Origin of the sequence: Ruegeria atlantica, assembly GCF_013032455.1 — a bacterium.
Classification (GTDB): domain Bacteria; phylum Pseudomonadota; class Alphaproteobacteria; order Rhodobacterales; family Rhodobacteraceae; genus Ruegeria; species Ruegeria atlantica_B.
In genome coordinates, this window is sequence record NZ_WQCF01000001.1 from 770,173 (window position 1) to 790,801 (window position 20,629).

The following is a 20,629-nucleotide window of genomic DNA, read 5'->3' on the forward strand; positions in this document are numbered from 1 at the left end:
AGTGGCGCCACGCAAAGCACGTGTCGCTTCTGACCGATGTCCTACCGCTTTCAGACCCAAATGGCAAAGCTTCGGTTGTCGCATCAATGGACAGGCATAAATGGATCGGATAGGCCGAATCAAAGCACTGACCCAGATCAAAAGATTGTGAGCCCCCGATGACCGATTTTGCCGCGACAAAAGCCATGTTCGACCTGCCAGATGGCGTCATCTATCTGGACGGAAATTCACTGGGTCCGCTGCCCAAGGCAGCAGGAGACCGGGTAAACGACATGATGGTCAAGGAATGGGGGCAAATGTTGATCACCGGCTGGAACAAGGCCGGGTGGATGGCTTTGCCGACAGGGTTGGGCGACCGCATTGGCCGCCTTGTCGGAGCGGAACCTGGTACTGTGGTGACCGGGGATACACTCTCGATCAAGGTCTATCAGGCCGTGGCCTCGGCCCTTGAGCTGCGCCCGGATCGCAAGGTTGTGCTGTCGGACAACGGCAATTTCCCTTCGGACCTTTATATGGTGGACGGTCTGTTGCGCTCTCTGGGCCCAGATTACGAACTGCGCGTCGTTGCACCTGAAGAGGTCGCCGCAAGCATCACCGAAGATGTCGCTGTTCTGATGCTGACCGAAGTCGACTATCGCAGCGGAAGAATGCACGACATGAAGGCGTTGACCGAGTTGGCTCATGCGAATCGGGTGGTCACTGTCTGGGATCTGGCCCACTCTGCCGGAGCTGTTCCAGTGGATCTGTCCGCCTGCAACGCAGATTTCGCGGTTGGCTGTACATATAAGTACTTAAACGGCGGCCCCGGTGCGCCTGCCTTTATTTATGTCGCGCCGCGTCTGGCCGACCGCGCGCGCCCTGCCCTGTCTGGCTGGCTGGGACACGATGCCCCCTTTGCCTTCGATCTGGATTACCGCCCCGGCAGTGGGATCGAGAGAATGCGTGTCGGCACCCCTCCGATCATCCAGATGACCGCCCTCTCTGCTGCAATGGACATCTGGGACATGGCCAACATGACCGACGTGCGCGCCAAGTCCATCGAACTAACCGAGTTGTTCATCTCCCGCTTGGAAGCGACCTGCCCCGAGTTAGAACTGGCCAGCCCGCGCGACCCAAACCAGCGCGGCAGTCAGGTCTCTTTCCGGTTTACTGAGGGCTACGCGGCTATGCAGGCGCTGATCGCGCGCGGTGTGATCGGAGATTTCCGCGCGCCTGATATCATGCGGTTTGGTTTCACGCCGCTTTATATCGACGAGCAGGACGTAGAACGTGCAGCCGGCATCATGGCCGACATCATGGGCAACCGCTTGTGGGACACGCCAGAATACAAGGTGCGGCAGCGGGTTACTTAACCTCAAGCCCTGCGCTGATCAGCGCCGCGATCTGCGCGACCTGCTGTTCATAAACATCAGCCCCCGCGCCGATCAGCTTAAGACCTTTCAGCGTGGCCGTGATCGTCCGGCCGGTCTCGGCCGCACTCGTCAGCAGACGCACGCGCCCCAACCGTTCCTGCTGCGACAGCCACTCGGCATAGACGCCCGCCAACCCGGCTTCTCCCTCTGCAATGATTTCAGAGGACATGGACTTGGTGTTATCCAGCATCTCAAGCCCGTGAGGCGACGCCAGTATCTTTGCGATCCCTGCCGTCTGGGTCTGAATAGCATGGGTCAGAACCTCGGCCACTGAACCCTGCGTCGCTAGCGCTGCGGCAACTGCTGCCGTTTTTTCAACGTAGTAAAACTCAGTCAGTTTGCTGACGATCGCCTCTTTGTTCTTGAAATGCAGATACAGCGCTGGCCGGGACATCCCCGCCCCGCGCGCTATGTCATCCATCGAGGTCTTTCGATACCCATAAGTAGAAAAGGCCTGAAACGCCGAGTTCAGGATCGCCTTTTGCCGTGAATCGTCAACTGCTTCCACCATACCTGAACTCGTGACATTTTTTGTTTGTATTGTCAATTGACACGCTGACACTTTTCGACAATTATGTCAGCAACAAGCCACAGATAAATGAGGTGCGCAATGGCGACCGCTCTGAAGATCAACGGAAAGCAACATCAGATTGACTTGCCCGATGACGTCCCCCTGCTTTGGGTACTGAGGGATGAGGTCGGGTTGACCGGAACCAAGTTTGGCTGCGGCGTCGCCGCCTGCGGCGCGTGCACCGTGCATATTGATGGCGAGGCCGTACGTTCGTGTCAGGTGGCCTTGTCAGATGTTTGGGGTGATGTGACCACGATTGAAGGCATCGGAACACCAGACGCTATGGCTGCAATCCAACAAGCCTGGGTCGATCATCAGGTGGCACAGTGCGGATACTGTCAATCGGGCCAGATCATGCAGGCCGCCGCATTGCTGGCAGAAAACCCCGCACCATCGGACGCGGACATAGACGAAGCGATGCAAGGCAACCTGTGTCGCTGTGGCACCTACCCCCGTATTCGCGCTGCGATCCACGACGCAGCCGGCAAATTGAAGGAGGCCTAATCAATGGCTTCTGTTGGAAAAATCCTCCGTCGCACTTTTCTGATCGGGTCCGCCGCAATTGTCGGCGGCGTGGCTTTTGGTGCCTATTACGTGAACCGCCCCGCCGCAAACCCGCTGAAACCCACCGAAGGTCAGACAGCACTGAACCCATTTGTTCTGATCGACCAGAACGGCGTGACCCTCTTTGCCCCCCGCGCCGAGATGGGACAGGGGGTGAAAACAACATGGGCTGCGCTTATTGCCGAGGAACTGGACGTTGATCTGGACCAGATCAACGTTCTGCACGGCCCGGCGGCAGCTGCCTACTACAACTCGGCGCTGATGAGGGAAAGCCTGCCCAACAAGGGTTATGACATCTCGAACTTCCAGCACAATCTGGGTGAAGCGCTTGGGGTGCTTGGCAAGGTGCTGAGCCTGCAAGTCACCGGTGGCTCGACCTCGATGAAGGACGGGTTCGAGCGTATGCGTCAGGCCGGAGCCTCGGCTCGTGAGACGCTGAAACGCGCGGCGGCCAATCGTCTGGGCGTCGACCCGTCCGAGCTAAAGACCGCTTCGGGGCACGTGATTTCCCCGAGTGGCGATAAGATCGCCTACACTGATCTGGCTGTAGATGCGGCGGGGCTTGAACCGGTCGAGGTGCCGCTGCGCGATCCGTCCGAATGGCGCTATCTGGGCCAGACCCAACCGAGACTGGACATGGTCGAAAAGGTGACAGGTACGGCCGGGTTCGGTGTCGACGTACGCTTGCCGGGCATGAAATTCGCCGCCGTCCGGATGAACCCAAAACTCGGCGGTGCGATGAACGGTTTTGACGACAGTGCCGCCAAAGCCATGCCCGGGGTCGAGAAAATTGTCGATCTGGGCACTGGTGTCGCGGTTATCGCAAACAACACTTGGCTCGCCAATCAGGCAGTTGAGGCAATAGATGTGGATTGGGGCGACGCCCCCTACCCACCCGACACCGCGGGCATCTTTGCCAAAATTGCTGAAGCTTTCGACGACGCTCCGAACTCGACCATGCGCGACGATGGCGATGTGAGCGTCACGCCCGATGGCGCAACCGAGATCACGGCGGAATATCAGGTGCCCTATCTGGCCCACGCCACGATGGAGCCAATGAACACAACCGCACTTTACACAGGCGACGCGTTGGATTTGTGGTGCGGCAATCAGGCCCCGACGCTGATCCGGTTCCGCGTAGCCAACACAGCCGGTCTGGACACCGAGGCAGTGCAGATCCACACCACATATCTGGGCGGCGGATTTGGCCGACGCGGTGAGCTGGATTTCGGCGAGATCGCCACCAAGGTCGCCATGGCCATGCCCGGCACTCCGGTTCAGACAACTTGGAGCCGCGAAGAAGACATGCGCCACGACTATTTCCGCCCAGGTGCCATCGCCCGGCTGCGCGGAGCGGTTCAGGATGGCAAAGCGGTGCTGATCGACGGTAGCGTCGCATCCCAATCCAGCACTCAGCAAGCCGTTACACGCTATACTGGTCTGCCCGGTTCAGGCCCAGACAAGGTGCTGGTCGAAGGGTTCTTCAACCAACCCTACGCGGTGCCGAATTACAGGGTAAGCGGACACATCGCTGAACTTGATGTTCCCGTCGGGTTCTGGCGCTCAGTCGGTAACAGCCATAACGGCTTTTTTCATGAAACCTTCATGGATGAGATGGCCCATGCCGCAGGCCGCGACCCGCTGGAGTTCCGACTGGAGTTGATGAAGGACGAACACGCGCCGTCGGCAGGTTGCCTTGAAGCTGTGAAAGAGATGTCGGGCTGGACAGGTCAGACACCCGAGGGTGTTGGGCGCGGCGTGGCCTTCACCTACAGCTTCGGCACTCCGGTTGCGCAGGTGATCGAAGTGGTCGATGAAGACGGCACCATCCGCATCAACAAGGCATGGATCGCCTGTGATATGGGGCTGGCTTTGGACCCGGAAAACGTCAAGGCGCAGATGTTCGGCGGCATGATGTACGGGTTGTCGGCGGCCTGCTATGGCGAGATCACCTTTGCCGACGGCGAGGTCGAACAGTACAACTTCCCTGACTATGATGCGCTGCGCATGCACACTGCCCCGCAGGTCGAGGTGCGCGTGCTGGAAACCAACCGTCATATGGGCGGCGCAGGCGAGCCGGGAACACCTCCGTCAATGCCCGCGCTCGGTAATGCTCTGTTCGATTTGACCGGAGAACGCGCCCGCACCCTCCCCCTGATCAATCAGTTTAACTTGCTGGTCTGATCGCAACGCGCCGGTCCGGTCCCCCTCTTGCGGATCGGCGCGAAATTCACGCTGTCTGCTGTATCAGGCTGACATCCGATCCGGTCGCCCATGCGCGTACAGCCGCGCCGAACGCTTCGAATAAAGGTCGGGAAACAGGATCGTTGATCGCATCCCATTCCGGGTGCCATTGCACCGACAACGTAAACCCGGGTGCATCCTTGACATAAATTGCCTCGGGCGTGCCATCCGGCGCGTGTCCGTCTATAACCACGCGATCACCGACTGTCTTGATACCCTGCCCGTGAAGGGTGTTCGTCATCACCTCAGGCGCGCCGAATAGTTGGTGAAACACGCCGCCCTCGTCCAATGTTACCACATGGCGCAAAGCGAATTTCTCTTCCAGCGTGCCGTCCGGCGGCATGCGGTGGTTCATTCGCCCCGGTAGATCACGAATTTCGGGGTAAAGCGTCCCCCCCATGGCAACGTTCACTTCTTGGAACCCACGGCAGATCCCCATGAACGGCTGCCCTCGCTCAACGCAAGCCCGAACCAGAGGCAGCGTGATAGCATCCCGTGCCCGGTCGAACTCGCCATGGGCGTCAGTGGCGTCTTCGCCATATTCCTCGGGGTGTACATTTGGACGCCCGCCAGTCAGCAGGAACCCGTCGCAGACCTCCAGCAATTCTTCGACCGTGACATATCGCGGGTCAGATGGGATCAAAAGCGGCAGGCAGTGGGAAACATTTGCCACGGCGTCCGAATTCATCGTTCCGCCCGCATGGGTCGGATATTCATCGTTCATGAGATAAGAGTTGCCGATGATACCGACGACAGGTCGAGACATTCCGCTTTCCTTACTGGTTCCCTGATTAAAAAGAAAGCTATCCGCAGCGAGGAGAACGTGCAACAGAGCACGCCCTGCATGACAGCGCAAGGACGTGTTCAGTTCTGCACGCATCTTTCAGCGTAAGTTAGAGAAAATCAGATTTCTCCGGTCAGGCCCGCCGCCTCAATCCCGGCCATGCCTGCAACCGCGTCATTGTCCGACGTATCGCCGGTAACACCCACGGCACCAATCACGGCACCTTTGCGATCCCGCAACAAGATACCGCCCGGAACCGGAACGACCTGACCACCATAAACACCATTCACCGCGGCCATGAAATAAGCTTGCGCCTCGGCCCGCTGCATCTGCGCAGTGCCCGCCATGCCCAGCATGACCGATCCATACGCCTTGCCATGCGCGATCGGGAACCGACCCGGTGCCGCGCCATCTTCACGCTCAAATGCGATGACGTGGCCTCCGGCATCCAGCACAACAACCGAGAGAGGCTTCAGTTCCATCTCGCGCCCCTTCTCAAGGGTTTTCCGGATGATAGTGCGAGCTTTGCGCAGATTGACTGCCATGTTGTGTCCTCTCGTTCCTTGGGATTAAAGGCTGGCTTTCAGTTCCAGACGGCGGGCATGCAGAACCGGCTCGGTATAGCCCGAGGGCTGAATGCGCCCCTTGAAAACCAGATCGCAGGCCGCCTGAAACGCGATGCCGTCGAATCCCGGCGCCATAGGTGAATAAGTCGGGTCGTCTTCATTCTGGCGATCCACTACAGCGGCCATCTTCCGCATTGCTGCCATCACCTGGTCTTCGCTGACAACGTCGTGGTGCAACCAATTGGCCAGCGCCTGTGACGATATCCGGCAGGTTGCCCGGTCTTCCATCAGGCCAATATCATTGATGTCTGGCACTTTCGAGCACCCCACCCCCTGATCGACCCAACGCACCACATAGCCCAGAATGCCCTGCGCGTTGTTTTCGATCTCGCGCGCGATTTCATCTTCGCTGAGGTTACGGCCACCCAGCAGTGGAATGGTCAGCAAGTCGTTCAGCGTACCGCGCGCGCCACCGGCAGCCAGTTCGTCCTGACGGGCCAGCACGTCGACCTTGTGATAGTGCGTCGCGTGCAAAGTCGCGGCAGTTGGCGACGGCACCCAAGCGCAAGTGGCACCCGATTGCGGATGGCCGATCTTGGCCTCCAACATATCGCCCATCCGGTCGGGCATCGCCCACATACCTTTGCCGATTTGCGCCTTGCCCTTCAGACCGCAAGCCAGACCGATATCAACGTTGCGATCCTCATAAGACGCAATCCACGGCGTGTTCTTGATGTCACCCTTCGGCAGCATCGGGCCTGCTTCCATGGAGGTATGGATCTCATCCCCCGTCCGATCGAGGAACCCGGTGTTGATGAAAGCCACACGCGATTTAGCAGCGCGGATACATTCCTTGAGGTTCACCGAGGTGCGGCGCTCCTCATCCATGATGCCCAGCTTCACGGTGTTGCGCGGCAGGCCCAGAACGTCTTCGACCATGTCGAAAATCTCGACCGAGAACGCAACTTCTTCCGGCCCGTGCATCTTGGGCTTCACGACATAAACCGAGCCTTCGACCGAGTTGCCCCCATCGCGCTTGAGGTCGTGCATGGCGATCAGCGTGGTGCAGAGCGCGTCCATCAGGCCCTCACCGATCTCGTTGCCGTCGCCGTCCAGCACCGCGGGGTTGGTCATCAGGTGGCCCACGTTGCGCACCAGCATCAGCGAACGGCCTTTCAACGTGGCCTGTTCGCCGTCAGCGGTGGTGTATTCCACGTCACCCGCCAGTTTTCGAGTGAAGGTTTTGCCGCCCTTGGAGACCTCTTCAGTCAGATCGCCTTTCATTAGGCCCAGCCAGTTACCATAGGCCACAACCTTGTCAGCAGCATCGACGCAGGCGACCGAGTCCTCGCAGTCCATGATCGTGGACAGGGCCGATTCCAGTCGCACATCCGCGATACCTGCCGGATCGGAGGACCCGATATTGCTGCTCGGGTCGATCATGATCTGCACGTGCAGGCCGTTGTTTTTCAGCAGTACAAAGTCGGGCTTGTCCGCAGCACCGCCAAAGCCCGCGAAAGCCGCGGGATCAGCGAGCGCTGGAACCAGCGCGCCGTCCTCGACGCGCAGGCCGGTGACGTCCGCCCACGACCCTTCGGCCAACGGCGCGGTGTCATCCAGAAACGCTTTGGCCCACGCGATTACACGCGCGCCACGCTCAGCGTTATAAACACCCGCCGGAGGCAGATCGCCCATCGCGTCGGTGCCATAAAGCGCATCATACAGGCTACCCCAGCGCGCATTGGCGGCGTTCAGCGCAAAGCGGGCGTTGGTGATCGGCACCACCAATTGCGGGCCGGGCGTCAGCGCGATCTCCGGGTCGACATTGGCGGTTTCGATCTGGAACGCCTCGCCTTCTTCGACAAGATAGCCGATCTCACGCAGGAAGGCCTGATAAGCGGCGGCGTCATGGTCCTGACCCTTGTTGGCCAGATGCCAGCCGTCGACCAGGCCCTGAATCTCGGTGCGTTTGGCTAGCAGAGATTTGTTCTTTGGCCCCAGTTCTTCAACCATGCGGGACAGACCGGACCAGAAAGTTCGGGACGAAACGCCAGTTCCCGGCAGCGCCTGATTCTCGATGAAATCCGCCAGCTCAACGGCAATCTGCAAGCCGTTCCGGGTTTCTCTGCTGCTCATGTTCGACCTCTCCCGCATTTGTACGCCACTGTATGCAGCCTCCAATTAGGGTGGATGTTTCCGATAGGCAACTCTTCTTGGCTCATTTCACTGCCAATCCGCACGCCACCACGGAAATCATCACGTATCCGATGCTGCACCCCTGCTTGCAGGCGGGCGCCGCACCTCATAACGTCGCGCCAGACATCTACCGTTACGAGGCCCCCGATGCGCGACGCTGCCCCTACCACGATCTACCTCAAAGACTACACGCCCTTTGGCTATCTGGTGGACAGTGTGCATTTGACCTTTGATTTGGCCGATCACGCCACCCGCGTCACCTCGCGCATTGCCTTCCGACCGAACCCCGATGCAACCGACCGCACGTTTTTCCTGCATGGTGAAGAGTTAACCCTGATCCGCGCGGTCATCGACGGGGTCGAGATCACGCCAGAGGTCACCGAAAAAGGCCTGACCGCAAATGTTCCCAACGCCCCCTTCATCTGGGAAGCCGTGGTCGAGATCGACCCCGGCAACAACACCGCGCTTGAGGGGCTATACATGTCGAATGGCATGTACTGCACCCAATGCGAGGCCGAAGGGTTTCGCAAGATCACCTATTACCCGGATCGTCCCGACGTGATGTCCACCTTCACCGTGCGCATCAATGGCGACCTGCCGGTGCTGCTGTCCAACGGCAACCCTTCGGGCAAGGGAGACGGTTGGGCGGAATGGACTGATCCGTGGCCCAAACCGGCTTACCTGTTTGCATTGGTGGCCGGAAACCTGATCGCCCATCCCGACCAGTTCACCACCATGTCCGGTCGCGATGTGGAACTGAACCTCTGGTTCCGCCCTGGCGACGAGGGAAAATGCGCCTTTGGCATGGAGGCGCTGAAGAAGTCGATGAAATGGGACGAAGACGTTTATGGCCGTGAATACGATCTGGACGTGTTCAACATCGTGGCCGTCGATGACTTCAACATGGGCGCGATGGAAAACAAGGGGCTGAACATCTTCAACTCCTCCGCCGTTCTGGCCAGTCCCGAAACCTCGACCGATGCCAATTTCGAACGAATCGAAGCAATCATCGCGCATGAGTATTTCCACAACTGGACCGGCAATCGGATCACCTGCCGCGACTGGTTTCAGCTATGCCTCAAAGAAGGGCTGACTGTCTTCCGCGATGCGCAGTTTACATCCGACATGCGCTCGGCCCCGGTCAAACGCATACACGACGCGATCGATCTGCGCGCACGGCAGTTTCCCGAGGATAACGGGCCGCTGTCGCACCCTGTCCGGCCTGAGAGCTTTCAGGAAATCAACAATTTCTACACCGCGACCGTCTACGAGAAAGGCGCCGAGGTCATCGGCATGTTGAAGCAGTTGGTGGGCGATGAGGCTTACTCCAAGGCACTCGATCTATATTTCGACCGCCATGACGGGCAGGCCTGCACCATCGAAGACTGGATCAAAGTTTTCGAGGATACGACCGGCCGCGATCTGACCCAGTTCAAACGTTGGTATAGCCAGTCCGGTACACCTCGCGTTTCGGTCACCGATGATTGGCAGGACGGCACCTATACCCTGACTCTATCACAGCGCACCGAACCCACCCCCGGACAAACGGAAAAGCTGCCGCAAGTAATCCCGGTCGCCGTCGGCCTACTGGGTCCAAACGGCGACGAAGTGCGCGCGACTGAGGTTCTGGAACTGACCGAGGCCGAACAGCGCTTTGAGTTTACCGGGCTGGCGGCCAAGCCTGTGCCCTCGATCCTGCGGAATTTCTCGGCTCCGGTCATTCTGGAACATGATCACACGGATGCCGAGCGCGCGTTCCTTCTGGCTCATGACACCGATCCGTTCAATCGCTGGCAGGCCGGGCGCTCGCTGGCGCAAGATACGTTGCTGCGCATGATCCGCGAGGACACAGCACCCAGCTCCGACTACCTGGACGGTATTCTTGCCGTGTTGCGGGATGGCGATCTGGATCCGGCCTATCGCTCTTTGATGCTGGGCCTGCCAACGCAAGCCGAACTCGCAGCAGCCCTATTTGAAGCCGGGGACACACCCGACCCGATGGCGATCTGGACCGCAGTTGAAACCCTGCGTCAGGCGACAGCGCAGCATGTGCAGGATTTGCTGCCCCGGCTACACAGTGAAACGCTGATCGAAGCGCCATTCAACCCTGACGCCGAACAGGCAGGAAAGCGCGCGCTTGGCGGCGCGGCTTTGGCCCTGACATCGCGCCTGGACGGTGGCGCAAAGGCAGCCGAGGACTATGCCGCTGCAGACAACATGACGCTGCAACTGACCGCATTGTCCTGCCTGCTGCGTGCTGGCAAAGGACAAACGGAACTGAGCGCCTTTTACGACCAGTGGCAGCACGATCGTCTGGTGATGGATAAATGGTTTGGCCTGCAGGTCTCAATGTCCACCCCCGAAGCGACCGCCGACACCGCCCGCGACCTGACGGAACACGCTGACTTCAACTGGAAGAACCCGAACCGGTTCCGCGCAGTTATGGGTGCATTGGCGATGAACCATGCGGGTTTCCATCGTGCGGACGGTGCTGGTTACGCGCTGTTGGCAGATTGGCTAATCCGGCTGGATCCGGTGAACCCGCAGACTACGGCGCGGATGTGCTCGGCCTTCCAGACATGGAAGCGTTACGACGCAGATCGCCAGTCGCTTATGCAGGCTCAAATGACCCGTATCGCCGACACGCCGAACCTGTCCCGCGACACCACGGAAATGGTGTCTCGTATCCTTGACGCATGACCCCATTCCGCTTTACACGCCACAACAGAACGCCACGCACGATCCTGATCCTGCTCGCCGTCTACGTGGCGCTGGTGGCCCTGCAGGTTATGTTTGATGCGGCTTGGTGGCTCGTCGGCCTGTTGGCGTTAACCACTCTTCCCGCGCTTTGGGACATCGCACGCGACACCCGCGCCGGGATATCCGTGGACCACGACGAGGTACGCTGGTTCTCGGGAAATCGCGAAGGCCACGTCGATTTAGCGGATATTGACTATGCGCGGTTTGACACACGCTGGGACTTTTCGGTGCGCATTTCGTTGGTGCTGAAGTCTGGCAAGCGGATTCGGTTGCCCGATGAATCCACGCCCCCCAGCAAGGATTTGGAAGAGGTCTTTCAGCAGGCCGAGCTGCGTGTTGAACGCCACCATTTTAGCATTTTGTGAAACAATCAACACGGGTGTGGTCCATTGCGCCACATCCGCGCTCAAATTCTTATGCAAAGCTTGAGTTGGAGGATCGTTTCAGTAAAATTTAAGACCACCTGTTTGTTACGGTTTCGAGTGTTACCATGTTTCGGTTTTTCAAGGCGCGTCACGCCCAGTCTTCTCTGCCCTATCCTCATCCCGCGCAAGAATTGTGCGCTTTGGATGGGTCTGCAACGGCGACTTTGCCGGATAAAGGGCAACTGAATATTCCTCTTGGCGATATCCGGGCCGAAGACCTAGCTGCACACGAAACCATTGAACATGGTCGCAAGCTGGCAAGGCAGGATCAGTGGTCCGAACTGTCCCAACTGATGCGAAAGGCTGATGAAGCGCGCGAGACGGCACCAGATGGTACGCCAATCGCGGACTTGCTGGCCTTTGGCGCCAGATCCGACGTTGTTCTCGCGGTTGAGCATGCGCTGGCTGACGTAAATGCTCTACGCGAATACGACCTGCTGAGCGGCATTTCCGAGCTTGAAGATGAAATGCGCGCGCATCCGGAGGATCCGATGATTACTCTGGTCGTTGCCTTGGCGCATATCGACCTGGCTTGGGCTTGGCGTGGGACAGCAACGAAGGCGACATTGCCGCCGCTGCACCAATCGCGCTGCGCAGCGCATTTTGACCGGGCCGCGGCACTTTTGCCGAAATGCCGTGCGGTTGCTCCGAACAGCCCCATGGTCGCTGCAGCAGGATGTGCCCTGCTGGCGGGCCAGCGGAAATCCAACCTGCGTGTTGCGGACGAATACGAACGGCTGATCACGCTGGACCCGCAAAACCAGCGCCACATGCGGGCAATGGGCACGCATCTATTGCCGCGCTGCTTCGGCAGCTATGAAGAACTTGAGGTTCAGGCCCTGCGCAACGCCGCGCGCACCCAGGATATCTGGGGAGCCGGTGGATATACCTGGGTTCAGTTTGACGCCATCGCACTGGATGAAGAGGCCTGCGCACGGCTGGATGTGGAATACTTTCTGGAAGGCCTGCACGACATCCTGCATCGCCGACCAGACCAGCCGACCGTCAACATGCTGTCGGCCTATTGCGCCATCACGATTCAAAACGGGTTGGGCTTGAACGACAAGGCCGATCAGGTGCGTGCAGAAATTCATGAGGCGGCCAATTGGCTGATCCGTGATCATTTGACCGAATTGCACCCGCTCCTCTGGGCTCATGCTGCAAACGGGTTCAACAACAGCGCCCGTATCAACTCGCCAGAGCGATTCGCGGCTCGAGGCCATCGCGACGCGCTGCGGGCCATCGGTGATCTGTTTCGGGAAGAGCTGCGCAGCGGCATGGACGTGACGTTTACTCCGTCGGGGCTGCGCCTGTCTCAGCACTGATTCCCCCTTGCCCCTTTGGCGCGGCACGCCTAATACGCAGGCTTAAACTTCTGCGGAAATGAGGCGCGCCATGCTCGACCTGACATACGAAATGCCCAAACCCAAGACCATTGCCGGGGCCAAGCACGACTGGGAACTGGTGATCGGGATGGAGGTGCATGCTCAGGTCTCATCCAATGCCAAGCTGTTCTCGGGCGCGTCGACCCAATTCGGGGCCGAACCGAACTCGAACGTGGCTTTCGTGGACGCGGCGATGCCCGGCATGTTGCCCGTAATTAACGAGTTTTGCGTTGAGCAGGCCGTACGCACTGGTCTGGGCCTGAAAGCGGATATCAACCTGAAATCGGCGTTTGACCGCAAGAATTACTTCTACCCCGACCTGCCGCAAGGCTATCAGATCTCCCAGCTGTACCACCCCATCGTGGGTGAAGGCGAAGTGCTGGTCGAGATGGGTGACGGCACCGCGCGTATGGTTCGCATCGAACGCATTCACATGGAACAGGACGCGGGCAAATCGATTCACGACATGGACCCGCATATGTCTTTCGTGGACCTGAACCGGACCGGCGTTTGCCTGATGGAGATCGTCAGCCGCCCCGATATTCGTGGCCCGGAAGAGGCCGCCGCTTATATCGCCAAGCTACGCCAGATCATGCGGTATCTGGGCACCTGTGATGGCAACATGCAGAACGGCAACCTGCGCGCGGACGTGAACGTCTCGATCTGCCTGCCGGGCGCATATGAGAAGTATCAGGATACACAGGATTTCTCGCATCTGGGTACACGTTGTGAGATCAAAAATATGAACTCGATGCGCTTTATCCAGCAAGCGATCGAGGTCGAGGCCCGTCGTCAGATCGCCATCGTCGAGGCTGGTGGCAAGATCGATCAGGAAACCCGCCTGTATGACCCGGACAAAGGCGAGACCCGCTCGATGCGGTCCAAGGAAGAAGCACATGATTATCGCTATTTCCCCGACCCCGACCTGCTGCCGCTGGAGATCGAGCAGGCGTGGGTTGACGACATCGCAAACAACCTGCCTGAGTTGCCGGACGACAAGAAAGCCCGCTTTATCAGCGAGTTTGGCCTGACCGACTATGACGCTTCGGTACTGACTGCCGAGGTGGAATCTGCCGCATATTTCGAAGAGGTCGCACAGGGCCGCAACGGCAAACTGGCCGCGAACTGGGTGATCAACGAACTGTTCGGTCGCCTGAAGAAAGAAGATCATGACATCACCGAGTCGCCGGTTTCTCCGGCACAGTTGGGTGGGATCATTGACTTGATTTCATCCGATGCAATCTCGGGCAAGATCGCCAAGGATCTGTTCGAGATCGTCTATACCGAAGGCGGCGACCCGGCGCAGATCGTCGAAGAGCGTGGCATGAAACAGGTGACCGATACCGGAGCCATCGAATCCGCTCTGGATGAGATTATCGCCGCCAATCCAGCGCAGGTTGAAAAGGCCAAGGTGAACCCGAAACTGGCGGGCTGGTTTGTAGGGCAAGTAATGAAAGCCACCGGCGGCAAGGCCAACCCAAAGGCCGTGAACGAGCTGGTGAGCAAAAAGCTGGGTTCTTAAGTCGATCAGAATTTACGTCATGGGCGGCAGGGGTTGCGAAAACCTCTGCCGTTTTTGTCTGTGAATTGCATTTCAACGGCAGTTCCGGCGGAATTCGGCATGTTTGTGATGATGACTTTCCCAAAATCCTCAACATGTTAGATTGTCAGGTATCGGCAACCGGGAATATCTGATGCAGCGCTACGAATACAAAGTGATCCCCGCCCCTCAAAAAGGCACCAAAGCCAAGGCGGCGAAAAACGCCGAGGATCGGTTTGCGGCTTCGATTGAGCACGTGCTGAACCAGATGGGAGAAGACGGATGGGAATATCAGCGCGCAGAATTACTGCCTAGCGAAGAACGCTCGGGCCTGACCAGTTCGACGGTGAACTGGCGCAATGTTCTGGTCTTCCGGCGGAAAGTTGAAGTTACGTTTGCGACTACCCGAAGTCCATCAGAAACGCCCGAGGGCGTGGCTCTGGCGCAACCGGTGCCGGGCCCAGAGTCTGTTGTCGCCCCGGCTCCTATTTCGCAAGCGGTCAAAGAACCGCCACTGTCGCTGAAAGGTTCCGAGGCCAATATAGACCCTGAGGAAAAACCCTAAAGCCCAAGCAGGCCACAAAGATTCACGTGCAGCAGGATTTACCTTCTTGAATCGGGGGGCATGGCACAGTGCCAAAAGAACAATAAACGCAACAATCGCCTTCCAATGGTTTCAGAACCGCATGGCACGACTTGCATTCGTAAAACCACTGGCACGCATCCGTTGGCATCACTTCAATCTCAACATGACCACACAATGGGCAGGTCAAAGCGGATTCTAATGTGATGGCATGTTTTTCTTCTGCCATTGCTTCCCTCTAACCCTATATTCCGCCTGTATATTTCAAGGATGTCAGCCGCCGATATCCAGCGCCAGGGCGTGTATTCGCGGAACGATGTCGCCCAGCGCCTTGTGCACTGCGCGGTGGCGAGCTACGCGAGATTGGCCCTCGAACGCGCTGGCACGAATGAAAACGTTGAAATGGCTCTCACCACCATCTTGGTATCCTGCGTGACCGCGATGGCTCTCGCTATCGTCAACCACCTTCAACTCGCGCGGATTGAATGCCGCATCAAGGGCTTTATGGATTTCATCGGCCACGGTCATTTTTTCGCTCAGCGGTAAAAAATTTACCGCTCCCCCTCTTCTACTTTCGGCTACTTAGACTAAACTGCTGCCTCCGAGTCGAAAAGATACCTTCGAGAGGTTCAGAGCATGGTGAAGTCAGACCCCTTCGGATTCGATATGTCCGTTTCCAGCGCCAAGAAAAAGAACCCGCGCGGGCGCCGGGGCATGTCGGGTGCGTCGGAAACCTCGGTGCGAATCTGTGACCACGAGGGCTGTGAAGAGGCCGGAAAGTTCCGTGCGCCCAAAGCACCCGACGTTCTGGATGATTTTTTCTGGTTCTGCCAGCAGCACGTGCGCGAATATAACCAGAAATGGAATTTCTTCGACGGCACGACCGAAGCAGAGTTGAATGCGCAGCGATCCAAAGACAAAGTCTGGGAACGTGAGACAAAGCCCATGGGTGATCCCGAGGCACGTGCCTGGGCCCGTTTGGGCATCGAAGATCCGCATCAGGTATTGGGCGAGAACGCAACCAAAAACCCCGGCCGCGCCAATTCAGGTGGTCGCCGCCTGCCCCCGACCGAACGCCGCGCAATCGAAATTCTCGAAGCTCAGGACAGCTGGTCCAAGGCCGAGGTGCGTAAGGCCTACAAAAAACTGATCAAGGTGTTGCACCCGGACATGAACGGGGGCGACCGCTCGCAGGAAGAACAGTTACAAGAGGTTGTCTGGGCCTGGGATCAGATCAAGGATAGCCGGAACTTCAAATAAGCTTCGCTTTAATGTTGAAGCATGTCCTGCAGCGCTTGCGCTTCGGGACGTTTCAAGCAGCGCAAACTGGTTTGCGGCATTGGTGCGCCACTGCTCAACTCGGGAAAAAGCGCGTGCAGTTCGTCAAGGTATTCCCGGCCAAACGATCTTACCGCTCTATCGCCAAGATACAGGCTTTCGCTCTGCAAGCCATGTGATGTCAGAATGGCGTGCCGTTCACAGGCAATGTGATAGTACGTAACGGCTTCGTCCTTCTGCAATTGGCGGATCGTATCATTATTGACCAAGTGAATCGCGGCAGAAAAAACCATCGGTTCGCCAAACAGCAACTCGGCACGCCAACCTTCAATAACGATCCGATGTTGCGGGGACACGTACAGATCACGATCCGGCAAGCCTTTGCCCAGCGCGTCACGCGTGATCAATACGGGCCGGAATTTTGACTGGAGGCGTAAAGTCTGAGCACTGAGCGTTCGGTTACCAATCCAGATTATCGGCAGTGTCTGGCCGTTGGACACACAAACCCTGTCGCCAACCTCCAATTCTTCGACTGGTCGCGGGCCTGTGTCAGTTTCGATCAAAGTACCAGCGACAAAACACGGTGGGTTATCCGGGTTGAGGTCACCCTCGGTAATCTGCCAATTCCCGGTGCTCATCGAACTAGTGGGATCTTCTGTATTCCAAGCGTAAGTCTGCCCGCCTACCCGTATGAAATCCCCGGATTCGCTTGACCCCGACCTGAAACCTTGCCCAAGGAATTCATATTCCTCAAACGTCAGCCCCCCATCAAACGAGATCATGTCACCATCAATAATGGCTGGCTGTGTCTCACCCTGAACAACCAAGTCGCCCGGGCCAGTTACATTTACAGTGTGGAGAAGGACATCAAACGCCATCACACGCACCGTGGATAATTGCGGCAATCAAAATAGGCATACCATATTGTAGGGATGGCGCGAGCATACTCTTGCAGTAAGTTCTATTCTTCATCGCCCTCTCGCACAAACTCACTCACACAGAACCAATAGGGATAGTTTACGAGAACTCAGGTGAACCCAAAATTAATATTTTTACTATCGCATCCATGAACTCAAAAAAGTCGGCATCGCTGTCACCCAATGCCAGCGACTGGCTGTTTCGCTACAGCCTGATGCAGGTCCGCGATGCAATTCTCGACTGACCCGCACACGATAAGGCCAGTTTCAAAGAAAGACTTGCCGACTTCATAACCTGCGCGGCTTTCCCTTGCCCTTGCCCGCAATATGTTGCACCACACACAGGTTCAAACCCGGCAATGCGGGCCATAGGATAAGGACAAGGCGAATGGCTGACGGATCGATCGATATCAACGCAAAACCCACCGAGGAAATCTCGGTCCGTGACGTGTTCGGCATTGATACCAACATGGCTGTCAAAGGCTTCGCCGAACGCAGTGACCGGGTTCCGGCCATTGACCCGACCTACAAGTTCGACCCGGAAACAACATTGGCTATTCTGGCTGGTTTTTCTCATAACCGCCGCGTGATGATTCAAGGCTACCACGGCACTGGTAAGTCTACACATATCGAACAGGTTGCCGCCCGTCTGAACTGGCCCGCCGTACGTGTGAACCTGGACAGCCATATCAGCCGGATCGACCTTATCGGTAAGGACGCAATCAAGTTGCGCGATGGCAAGCAAGTCACCGAGTTCCACGAAGGCATCCTGCCATGGGCGCTGCGCAACCCCGTTGCCATCGTGTTCGATGAATATGACGCGGGCCGCGCAGACGTGATGTTCGTGATCCAGCGCGTGCTTGAGCATGACGGGAAACTGACTCTGCTGGACCAGAATGAAATCATCACGCCGAACCCAAATTTCCGCCTGTTTGCCACCGCAAACACAGTCGGCCTGGGCGACACCACCGGCCTGTATCACGGTACGCAGCAAATCAACCAGGCGCAGATGGACCGCTGGTCTCTGGTCTCAACGCTGAACTACCTTAGCCACGATGCTGAGACGATGATCGTCCTGTCCAAGGCGCCGCATTACAACACCGCAGAAGGCCGCAAGAAAGTCAGCCAGATGGTAACAGTCGCCGATCTGACCCGGACTGCCTTTATGAACGGTGACCTTTCGACCGTGATGAGCCCCCGGACCGTGATCAACTGGGCCCAGAATGCCGAAATTTTCCGCGACGTGGGCTATGCCTTCCGCCTGTCCTTCTTGAATAAATGTGACGAACTGGAGCGCCAGACTGTCGCCGAGTTCTATCAGCGCTGCTTTGACGAAGAACTGCCGGAAAGCGCGGCGAGCGTGAGCTTGGGGTAACCCGCAGAATTGCGCCCGTGCCGGGCGCAATGCCTCCGGCGGGGATATTTTTAGCCAGATGAAGGCGGATCCGGTTTCACGGTTGTTGAAATTTGGGGCCGCGATGTGAAAGGCTTGGGGACATGGCACAGAAGAACGACAACCCTGCTGATCCGTTTAAGAAGGCTCTGGCTGAGGCCACAAAAGTTATGGCCGACGACCCGGATCTGTCGGTTAGCTATACCGTCGACCCTTCGGGCTTGTCTGGCGAGTCGATGCGTTTGCCTCAGGTCTCACGCCGGATGACCCGTGAAGAAGTGCTGCTGGCACGTGGAACAGCGGACGCACTGGCATTGCAGCGCAAGTACCACGACGATGCGACGCATGCGCGCTATATCCCGCCGGGCGATATGGCACGAGATCTATATGAAGCGATGGAAGTTGCCCGTTGTGAGGCGATGGGCGCGCGGGATATGCCCGGCACCGCCTCAAATATCGACGTCAAGATCGGGCACGAAGCGATCCGGCGCGGCTATGATCAGTGTAAGCAGCCCGCAGATGCACCGCTTGCGGTTGCTGCCGGTTATCTGATCCGCCACTTGGCAACAGGGCGCGATCTGCCACCTGCTGCTGATAATATAATGAATCTGTGGCGCGGCTTCATTGAGGAACAGGCTGGCGGGACGCTGGAAAACCTTGATGAGATCCTCTCGGATCAGGCTGAGTTTGCCAAGTTCGCACGCCAGGTGATCAAGGATCTGGGCTATGGCGACCAGCTGGGCGAAGACCCGGATGAGCTGGACCAGGAACAGGAAGATCAGGCCGAGGACGACGCTGAGGAACAGCCGGACCCCGACAGCACCGGCCAGGATGATCAGGATGAACAGGACGCTGACGCCACGCCTGAGCAGACACAGGAAGAGCAACAGGACCAGTCTCAGGCGCAGGTCTCAATGGATGAGATGGCCGAGGACGAGATGGGCGATGAGGCAGAGATGCCTGACGGGGAAGCTCCTCTGGAACCCCCTGCCCCACAGCCTGCATCTGAGGCCGACCCGGACTATAAGGTCTATCTGGACACGCATGACGAAGAGATTGCGGCCGAGGATCTGGCCGAGCCTGCCGAGCTGGAGCGCCTTCGCGCCTATCTGGACCAGCAATTGGAGCCATTGAAGGGCGCTGTGAGCCGTCTGGCCAACAAGTTGCAGCGTCGTTTGCAGGCACAACAGAACCGCAGTTGGGAGTTCGACCGCGAAGAAGGTATTCTGGATGCGGGCCGTCTGGCGCGTGTGGTTGCCAACCCGACCACTCCGCTGAGCTTCAAGGTCGAGAAAGACACCGAGTTCCGCGATACCGTGGTGACATTGCTGCTGGACAATTCCGGTTCGATGCGCGGGCGACCGATTTCCATTGCGGCCATCTGTGCGGATGTTCTGGCGCGGACGCTGGAGCGCTGCAATGTGAAGGTCGAGATTCTGGGCTTTACCACCCGTGCGTGGAAAGGCGGACTGGCGCGTGAGGCGTGGCTGAATGATGGCCGCCCGCAGCAGCCGGGACGTTTGAACGATCTACGCCACATCATCTACAAAGGCGCTGATGCGCCGTGGCGACGGGCGCGGCCAAACCTGGGTCTGATGATGAAAGAGGGCCTGCTGAAGGAAAACATCGACGGTGAGGCGCTTGAATGGGCGCATCGCCGGATGCTGGCGCGGCGCGAGCAGCGCAAAATCCTGATGGTGATTTCCGATGGCGCCCCGGTCGATGATTCAACTCTGAGCGTTAACCCGGCCAATTATCTGGAAAAACATCTGCGTGATGTGATCGCGATGGTGGAAAAGCGCAAGATGGTGGAGTTGCTGGCGATTGGTATCGGCCATGACGTGACGCGCTATTACGACCGTGCGGTAACGATCACGGATGTGGAACAACTGGCAGGCGCCATGACCGAGCAGCTGGCGGCGCTGTTTGACAGCGATCCACGTGCGCGGGCCCGCGTGATGGGCATGAAAAAGGCCAGCTAAGGCTGGCCTTGCCTCCGGCGGGAGTATTT

Annotated in this window: 18 protein-coding genes; 11 read left to right on the plus strand and 7 right to left on the minus strand. The window is 58.1% G+C overall.

The window, feature by feature from the left end; all coding sequences use genetic code 11:
* The first annotated feature begins 158 nt into the window (after window positions 1-158).
* Complete coding sequence (kynU, locus tag GOW93_RS03780) at window positions 159-1,352, plus strand: kynureninase (RefSeq protein ID WP_170381708.1); 1,194 nt, start codon at window positions 159-161, stop codon at window positions 1,350-1,352.
* On the opposite strand, the gene GOW93_RS03785 is transcribed toward kynU, so the two are convergent.
* Window positions 1,345-1,923, minus strand: coding sequence for a TetR/AcrR family transcriptional regulator (locus tag GOW93_RS03785; RefSeq protein WP_170381709.1), 579 nt, complete (start codon window positions 1,921-1,923; stop codon window positions 1,345-1,347). The genes kynU and GOW93_RS03785 overlap by 8 nt on opposite strands.
* A gap of 99 nt (window positions 1,924-2,022) precedes the next feature.
* On the opposite strand from GOW93_RS03785, the gene GOW93_RS03790 reads away from it, so the two are divergent.
* Window positions 2,023-2,487 carry a (2Fe-2S)-binding protein gene (locus GOW93_RS03790; RefSeq protein WP_170381710.1) on the plus strand — a complete coding sequence of 155 codons (465 nt, stop codon included), beginning with the start codon at window positions 2,023-2,025 and terminating at the stop codon, window positions 2,485-2,487.
* A gap of 3 nt (window positions 2,488-2,490) precedes the next feature.
* The gene (locus GOW93_RS03795; RefSeq protein WP_170381711.1) at window positions 2,491-4,731 is read left to right on the plus strand and encodes a xanthine dehydrogenase family protein molybdopterin-binding subunit; all 2,241 of its coding nucleotides are present in this window, start codon (window positions 2,491-2,493) and stop codon (window positions 4,729-4,731) included.
* 46 nt (window positions 4,732-4,777) lie between these two features.
* Here GOW93_RS03795 and GOW93_RS03800 read toward each other — a convergent pair whose 3' ends face one another.
* The 3 genes from GOW93_RS03800 to GOW93_RS03810 all read right to left on the minus strand — a co-directional run bounded on the left by GOW93_RS03800 (window position 4,778) and on the right by GOW93_RS03810 (window position 8,277).
* A complete protein-coding gene (locus tag GOW93_RS03800; protein WP_170381712.1) occupies window positions 4,778-5,557 on the minus strand; it encodes a gamma-glutamyl-gamma-aminobutyrate hydrolase family protein in 780 nt (259 codons plus the stop codon).
* A 137-nt stretch (window positions 5,558-5,694) separates the two neighbouring features.
* Window positions 5,695-6,120 (minus strand): GlcG/HbpS family heme-binding protein, encoded by a 426-nt coding sequence (locus GOW93_RS03805; protein ID WP_170381713.1) that lies wholly within the window; start codon window positions 6,118-6,120, stop codon window positions 5,695-5,697.
* Window positions 6,121-6,144: 24 nt separating this feature from the next.
* Entirely contained in the window at window positions 6,145-8,277 is a 2,133-nt protein-coding gene (locus GOW93_RS03810) for a malate synthase G (protein WP_170381714.1), read from the minus strand.
* A gap of 207 nt (window positions 8,278-8,484) precedes the next feature.
* Between GOW93_RS03810 and pepN the strand changes: the two genes are divergently transcribed.
* The 5 genes from pepN to GOW93_RS03835 all read left to right on the plus strand — a co-directional run bounded on the left by pepN (window position 8,485) and on the right by GOW93_RS03835 (window position 15,012).
* Window positions 8,485-11,037 carry an aminopeptidase N gene (pepN, locus tag GOW93_RS03815; RefSeq protein WP_170381715.1) on the plus strand — a complete coding sequence of 851 codons (2,553 nt, stop codon included), beginning with the start codon at window positions 8,485-8,487 and terminating at the stop codon, window positions 11,035-11,037.
* The gene (locus GOW93_RS03820) at window positions 11,034-11,462 is read left to right on the plus strand and encodes a hypothetical protein (RefSeq protein ID WP_170381716.1); all 429 of its coding nucleotides are present in this window, start codon (window positions 11,034-11,036) and stop codon (window positions 11,460-11,462) included. Before pepN ends, GOW93_RS03820 begins: the two co-directional genes overlap by 4 nt.
* 125 nt (window positions 11,463-11,587) lie before the next feature.
* Complete coding sequence (locus tag GOW93_RS03825) at window positions 11,588-12,847, plus strand: hypothetical protein (protein WP_170381717.1); 1,260 nt, start codon at window positions 11,588-11,590, stop codon at window positions 12,845-12,847.
* 70 nt (window positions 12,848-12,917) lie between these two features.
* Entirely contained in the window at window positions 12,918-14,429 is a 1,512-nt protein-coding gene (gene gatB, locus GOW93_RS03830; protein WP_170381718.1) for an Asp-tRNA(Asn)/Glu-tRNA(Gln) amidotransferase subunit GatB, read from the plus strand.
* A gap of 172 nt (window positions 14,430-14,601) precedes the next feature.
* Window positions 14,602-15,012 (plus strand): DUF4177 domain-containing protein, encoded by a 411-nt coding sequence (locus GOW93_RS03835; RefSeq protein ID WP_170381719.1) that lies wholly within the window; start codon window positions 14,602-14,604, stop codon window positions 15,010-15,012.
* A gap of 22 nt (window positions 15,013-15,034) precedes the next feature.
* On the opposite strand, the gene GOW93_RS20730 is transcribed toward GOW93_RS03835, so the two are convergent.
* Window positions 15,035-15,259, minus strand: coding sequence for a GDCCVxC domain-containing (seleno)protein (locus tag GOW93_RS20730; RefSeq protein WP_254443443.1), 225 nt, complete (start codon window positions 15,257-15,259; stop codon window positions 15,035-15,037).
* A gap of 44 nt (window positions 15,260-15,303) precedes the next feature.
* A complete protein-coding gene (locus tag GOW93_RS03840) occupies window positions 15,304-15,558 on the minus strand; it encodes a BolA family protein (RefSeq protein WP_170381720.1) in 255 nt (84 codons plus the stop codon).
* A 108-nt stretch (window positions 15,559-15,666) separates the two neighbouring features.
* Here GOW93_RS03840 and GOW93_RS03845 point away from each other — a divergent pair, with 108 nt between their 5' ends.
* Window positions 15,667-16,290 (plus strand): J domain-containing protein, encoded by a 624-nt coding sequence (locus GOW93_RS03845; protein WP_170381721.1) that lies wholly within the window; start codon window positions 15,667-15,669, stop codon window positions 16,288-16,290.
* Between the two features lie 8 nt (window positions 16,291-16,298).
* On the opposite strand, the gene GOW93_RS03850 is transcribed toward GOW93_RS03845, so the two are convergent.
* A complete protein-coding gene (locus tag GOW93_RS03850; RefSeq protein ID WP_170381722.1) occupies window positions 16,299-17,186 on the minus strand; it encodes a Hint domain-containing protein in 888 nt (295 codons plus the stop codon).
* A 427-nt stretch (window positions 17,187-17,613) separates the two neighbouring features.
* On the opposite strand from GOW93_RS03850, the gene cobS reads away from it, so the two are divergent.
* Together cobS and cobT are read left to right on the plus strand one after the other, a co-directional pair.
* Complete coding sequence (gene cobS / locus GOW93_RS03855; RefSeq protein ID WP_170381723.1) at window positions 17,614-18,600, plus strand: cobaltochelatase subunit CobS; 987 nt, start codon at window positions 17,614-17,616, stop codon at window positions 18,598-18,600.
* A 122-nt stretch (window positions 18,601-18,722) separates the two neighbouring features.
* On the plus strand, window positions 18,723-20,600 hold the full coding sequence (gene cobT, locus GOW93_RS03860) for a cobaltochelatase subunit CobT (RefSeq protein WP_170381724.1): 1,878 nt from the start codon (window positions 18,723-18,725) through the stop codon (window positions 20,598-20,600).
* The last annotated feature ends 29 nt before the right edge of the window (window positions 20,601-20,629 follow it).

Excerpts from the sequence above, each read along its gene's own strand:
- kynU (WP_170381708.1), top strand. The coding sequence starts at position 159 with ATGACCGATTTTGCCGCGACAAAAGCCATGTTCGACCTGCCAGATGGC.
- GOW93_RS03785 (WP_170381709.1), bottom strand. The coding sequence starts at position 1,923 with ATGGTGGAAGCAGTTGACGATTCACGGCAAAAGGCGATCCTGAACTCG.
- GOW93_RS03790 (WP_170381710.1), top strand. The coding sequence starts at position 2,023 with ATGGCGACCGCTCTGAAGATCAACGGAAAGCAACATCAGATTGACTTG.
- GOW93_RS03795 (WP_170381711.1), top strand. The coding sequence starts at position 2,491 with ATGGCTTCTGTTGGAAAAATCCTCCGTCGCACTTTTCTGATCGGGTCC.
- GOW93_RS03800 (WP_170381712.1), bottom strand. The coding sequence starts at position 5,557 with ATGTCTCGACCTGTCGTCGGTATCATCGGCAACTCTTATCTCATGAAC.
- GOW93_RS03805 (WP_170381713.1), bottom strand. The coding sequence starts at position 6,120 with ATGGCAGTCAATCTGCGCAAAGCTCGCACTATCATCCGGAAAACCCTT.
- GOW93_RS03810 (WP_170381714.1), bottom strand. The coding sequence starts at position 8,277 with ATGAGCAGCAGAGAAACCCGGAACGGCTTGCAGATTGCCGTTGAGCTG.
- pepN (WP_170381715.1), top strand. The coding sequence starts at position 8,485 with ATGCGCGACGCTGCCCCTACCACGATCTACCTCAAAGACTACACGCCC.
- GOW93_RS03820 (WP_170381716.1), top strand. The coding sequence starts at position 11,034 with ATGACCCCATTCCGCTTTACACGCCACAACAGAACGCCACGCACGATC.
- GOW93_RS03825 (WP_170381717.1), top strand. The coding sequence starts at position 11,588 with ATGTTTCGGTTTTTCAAGGCGCGTCACGCCCAGTCTTCTCTGCCCTAT.
- gatB (WP_170381718.1), top strand. The coding sequence starts at position 12,918 with ATGCTCGACCTGACATACGAAATGCCCAAACCCAAGACCATTGCCGGG.
- GOW93_RS03835 (WP_170381719.1), top strand. The coding sequence starts at position 14,602 with ATGCAGCGCTACGAATACAAAGTGATCCCCGCCCCTCAAAAAGGCACC.
- GOW93_RS20730 (WP_254443443.1), bottom strand. The coding sequence starts at position 15,259 with ATGGCAGAAGAAAAACATGCCATCACATTAGAATCCGCTTTGACCTGC.
- GOW93_RS03840 (WP_170381720.1), bottom strand. The coding sequence starts at position 15,558 with ATGACCGTGGCCGATGAAATCCATAAAGCCCTTGATGCGGCATTCAAT.
- GOW93_RS03845 (WP_170381721.1), top strand. The coding sequence starts at position 15,667 with ATGGTGAAGTCAGACCCCTTCGGATTCGATATGTCCGTTTCCAGCGCC.
- GOW93_RS03850 (WP_170381722.1), bottom strand. The coding sequence starts at position 17,186 with ATGGCGTTTGATGTCCTTCTCCACACTGTAAATGTAACTGGCCCGGGC.
- cobS (WP_170381723.1), top strand. The coding sequence starts at position 17,614 with ATGGCTGACGGATCGATCGATATCAACGCAAAACCCACCGAGGAAATC.
- cobT (WP_170381724.1), top strand. The coding sequence starts at position 18,723 with ATGGCACAGAAGAACGACAACCCTGCTGATCCGTTTAAGAAGGCTCTG.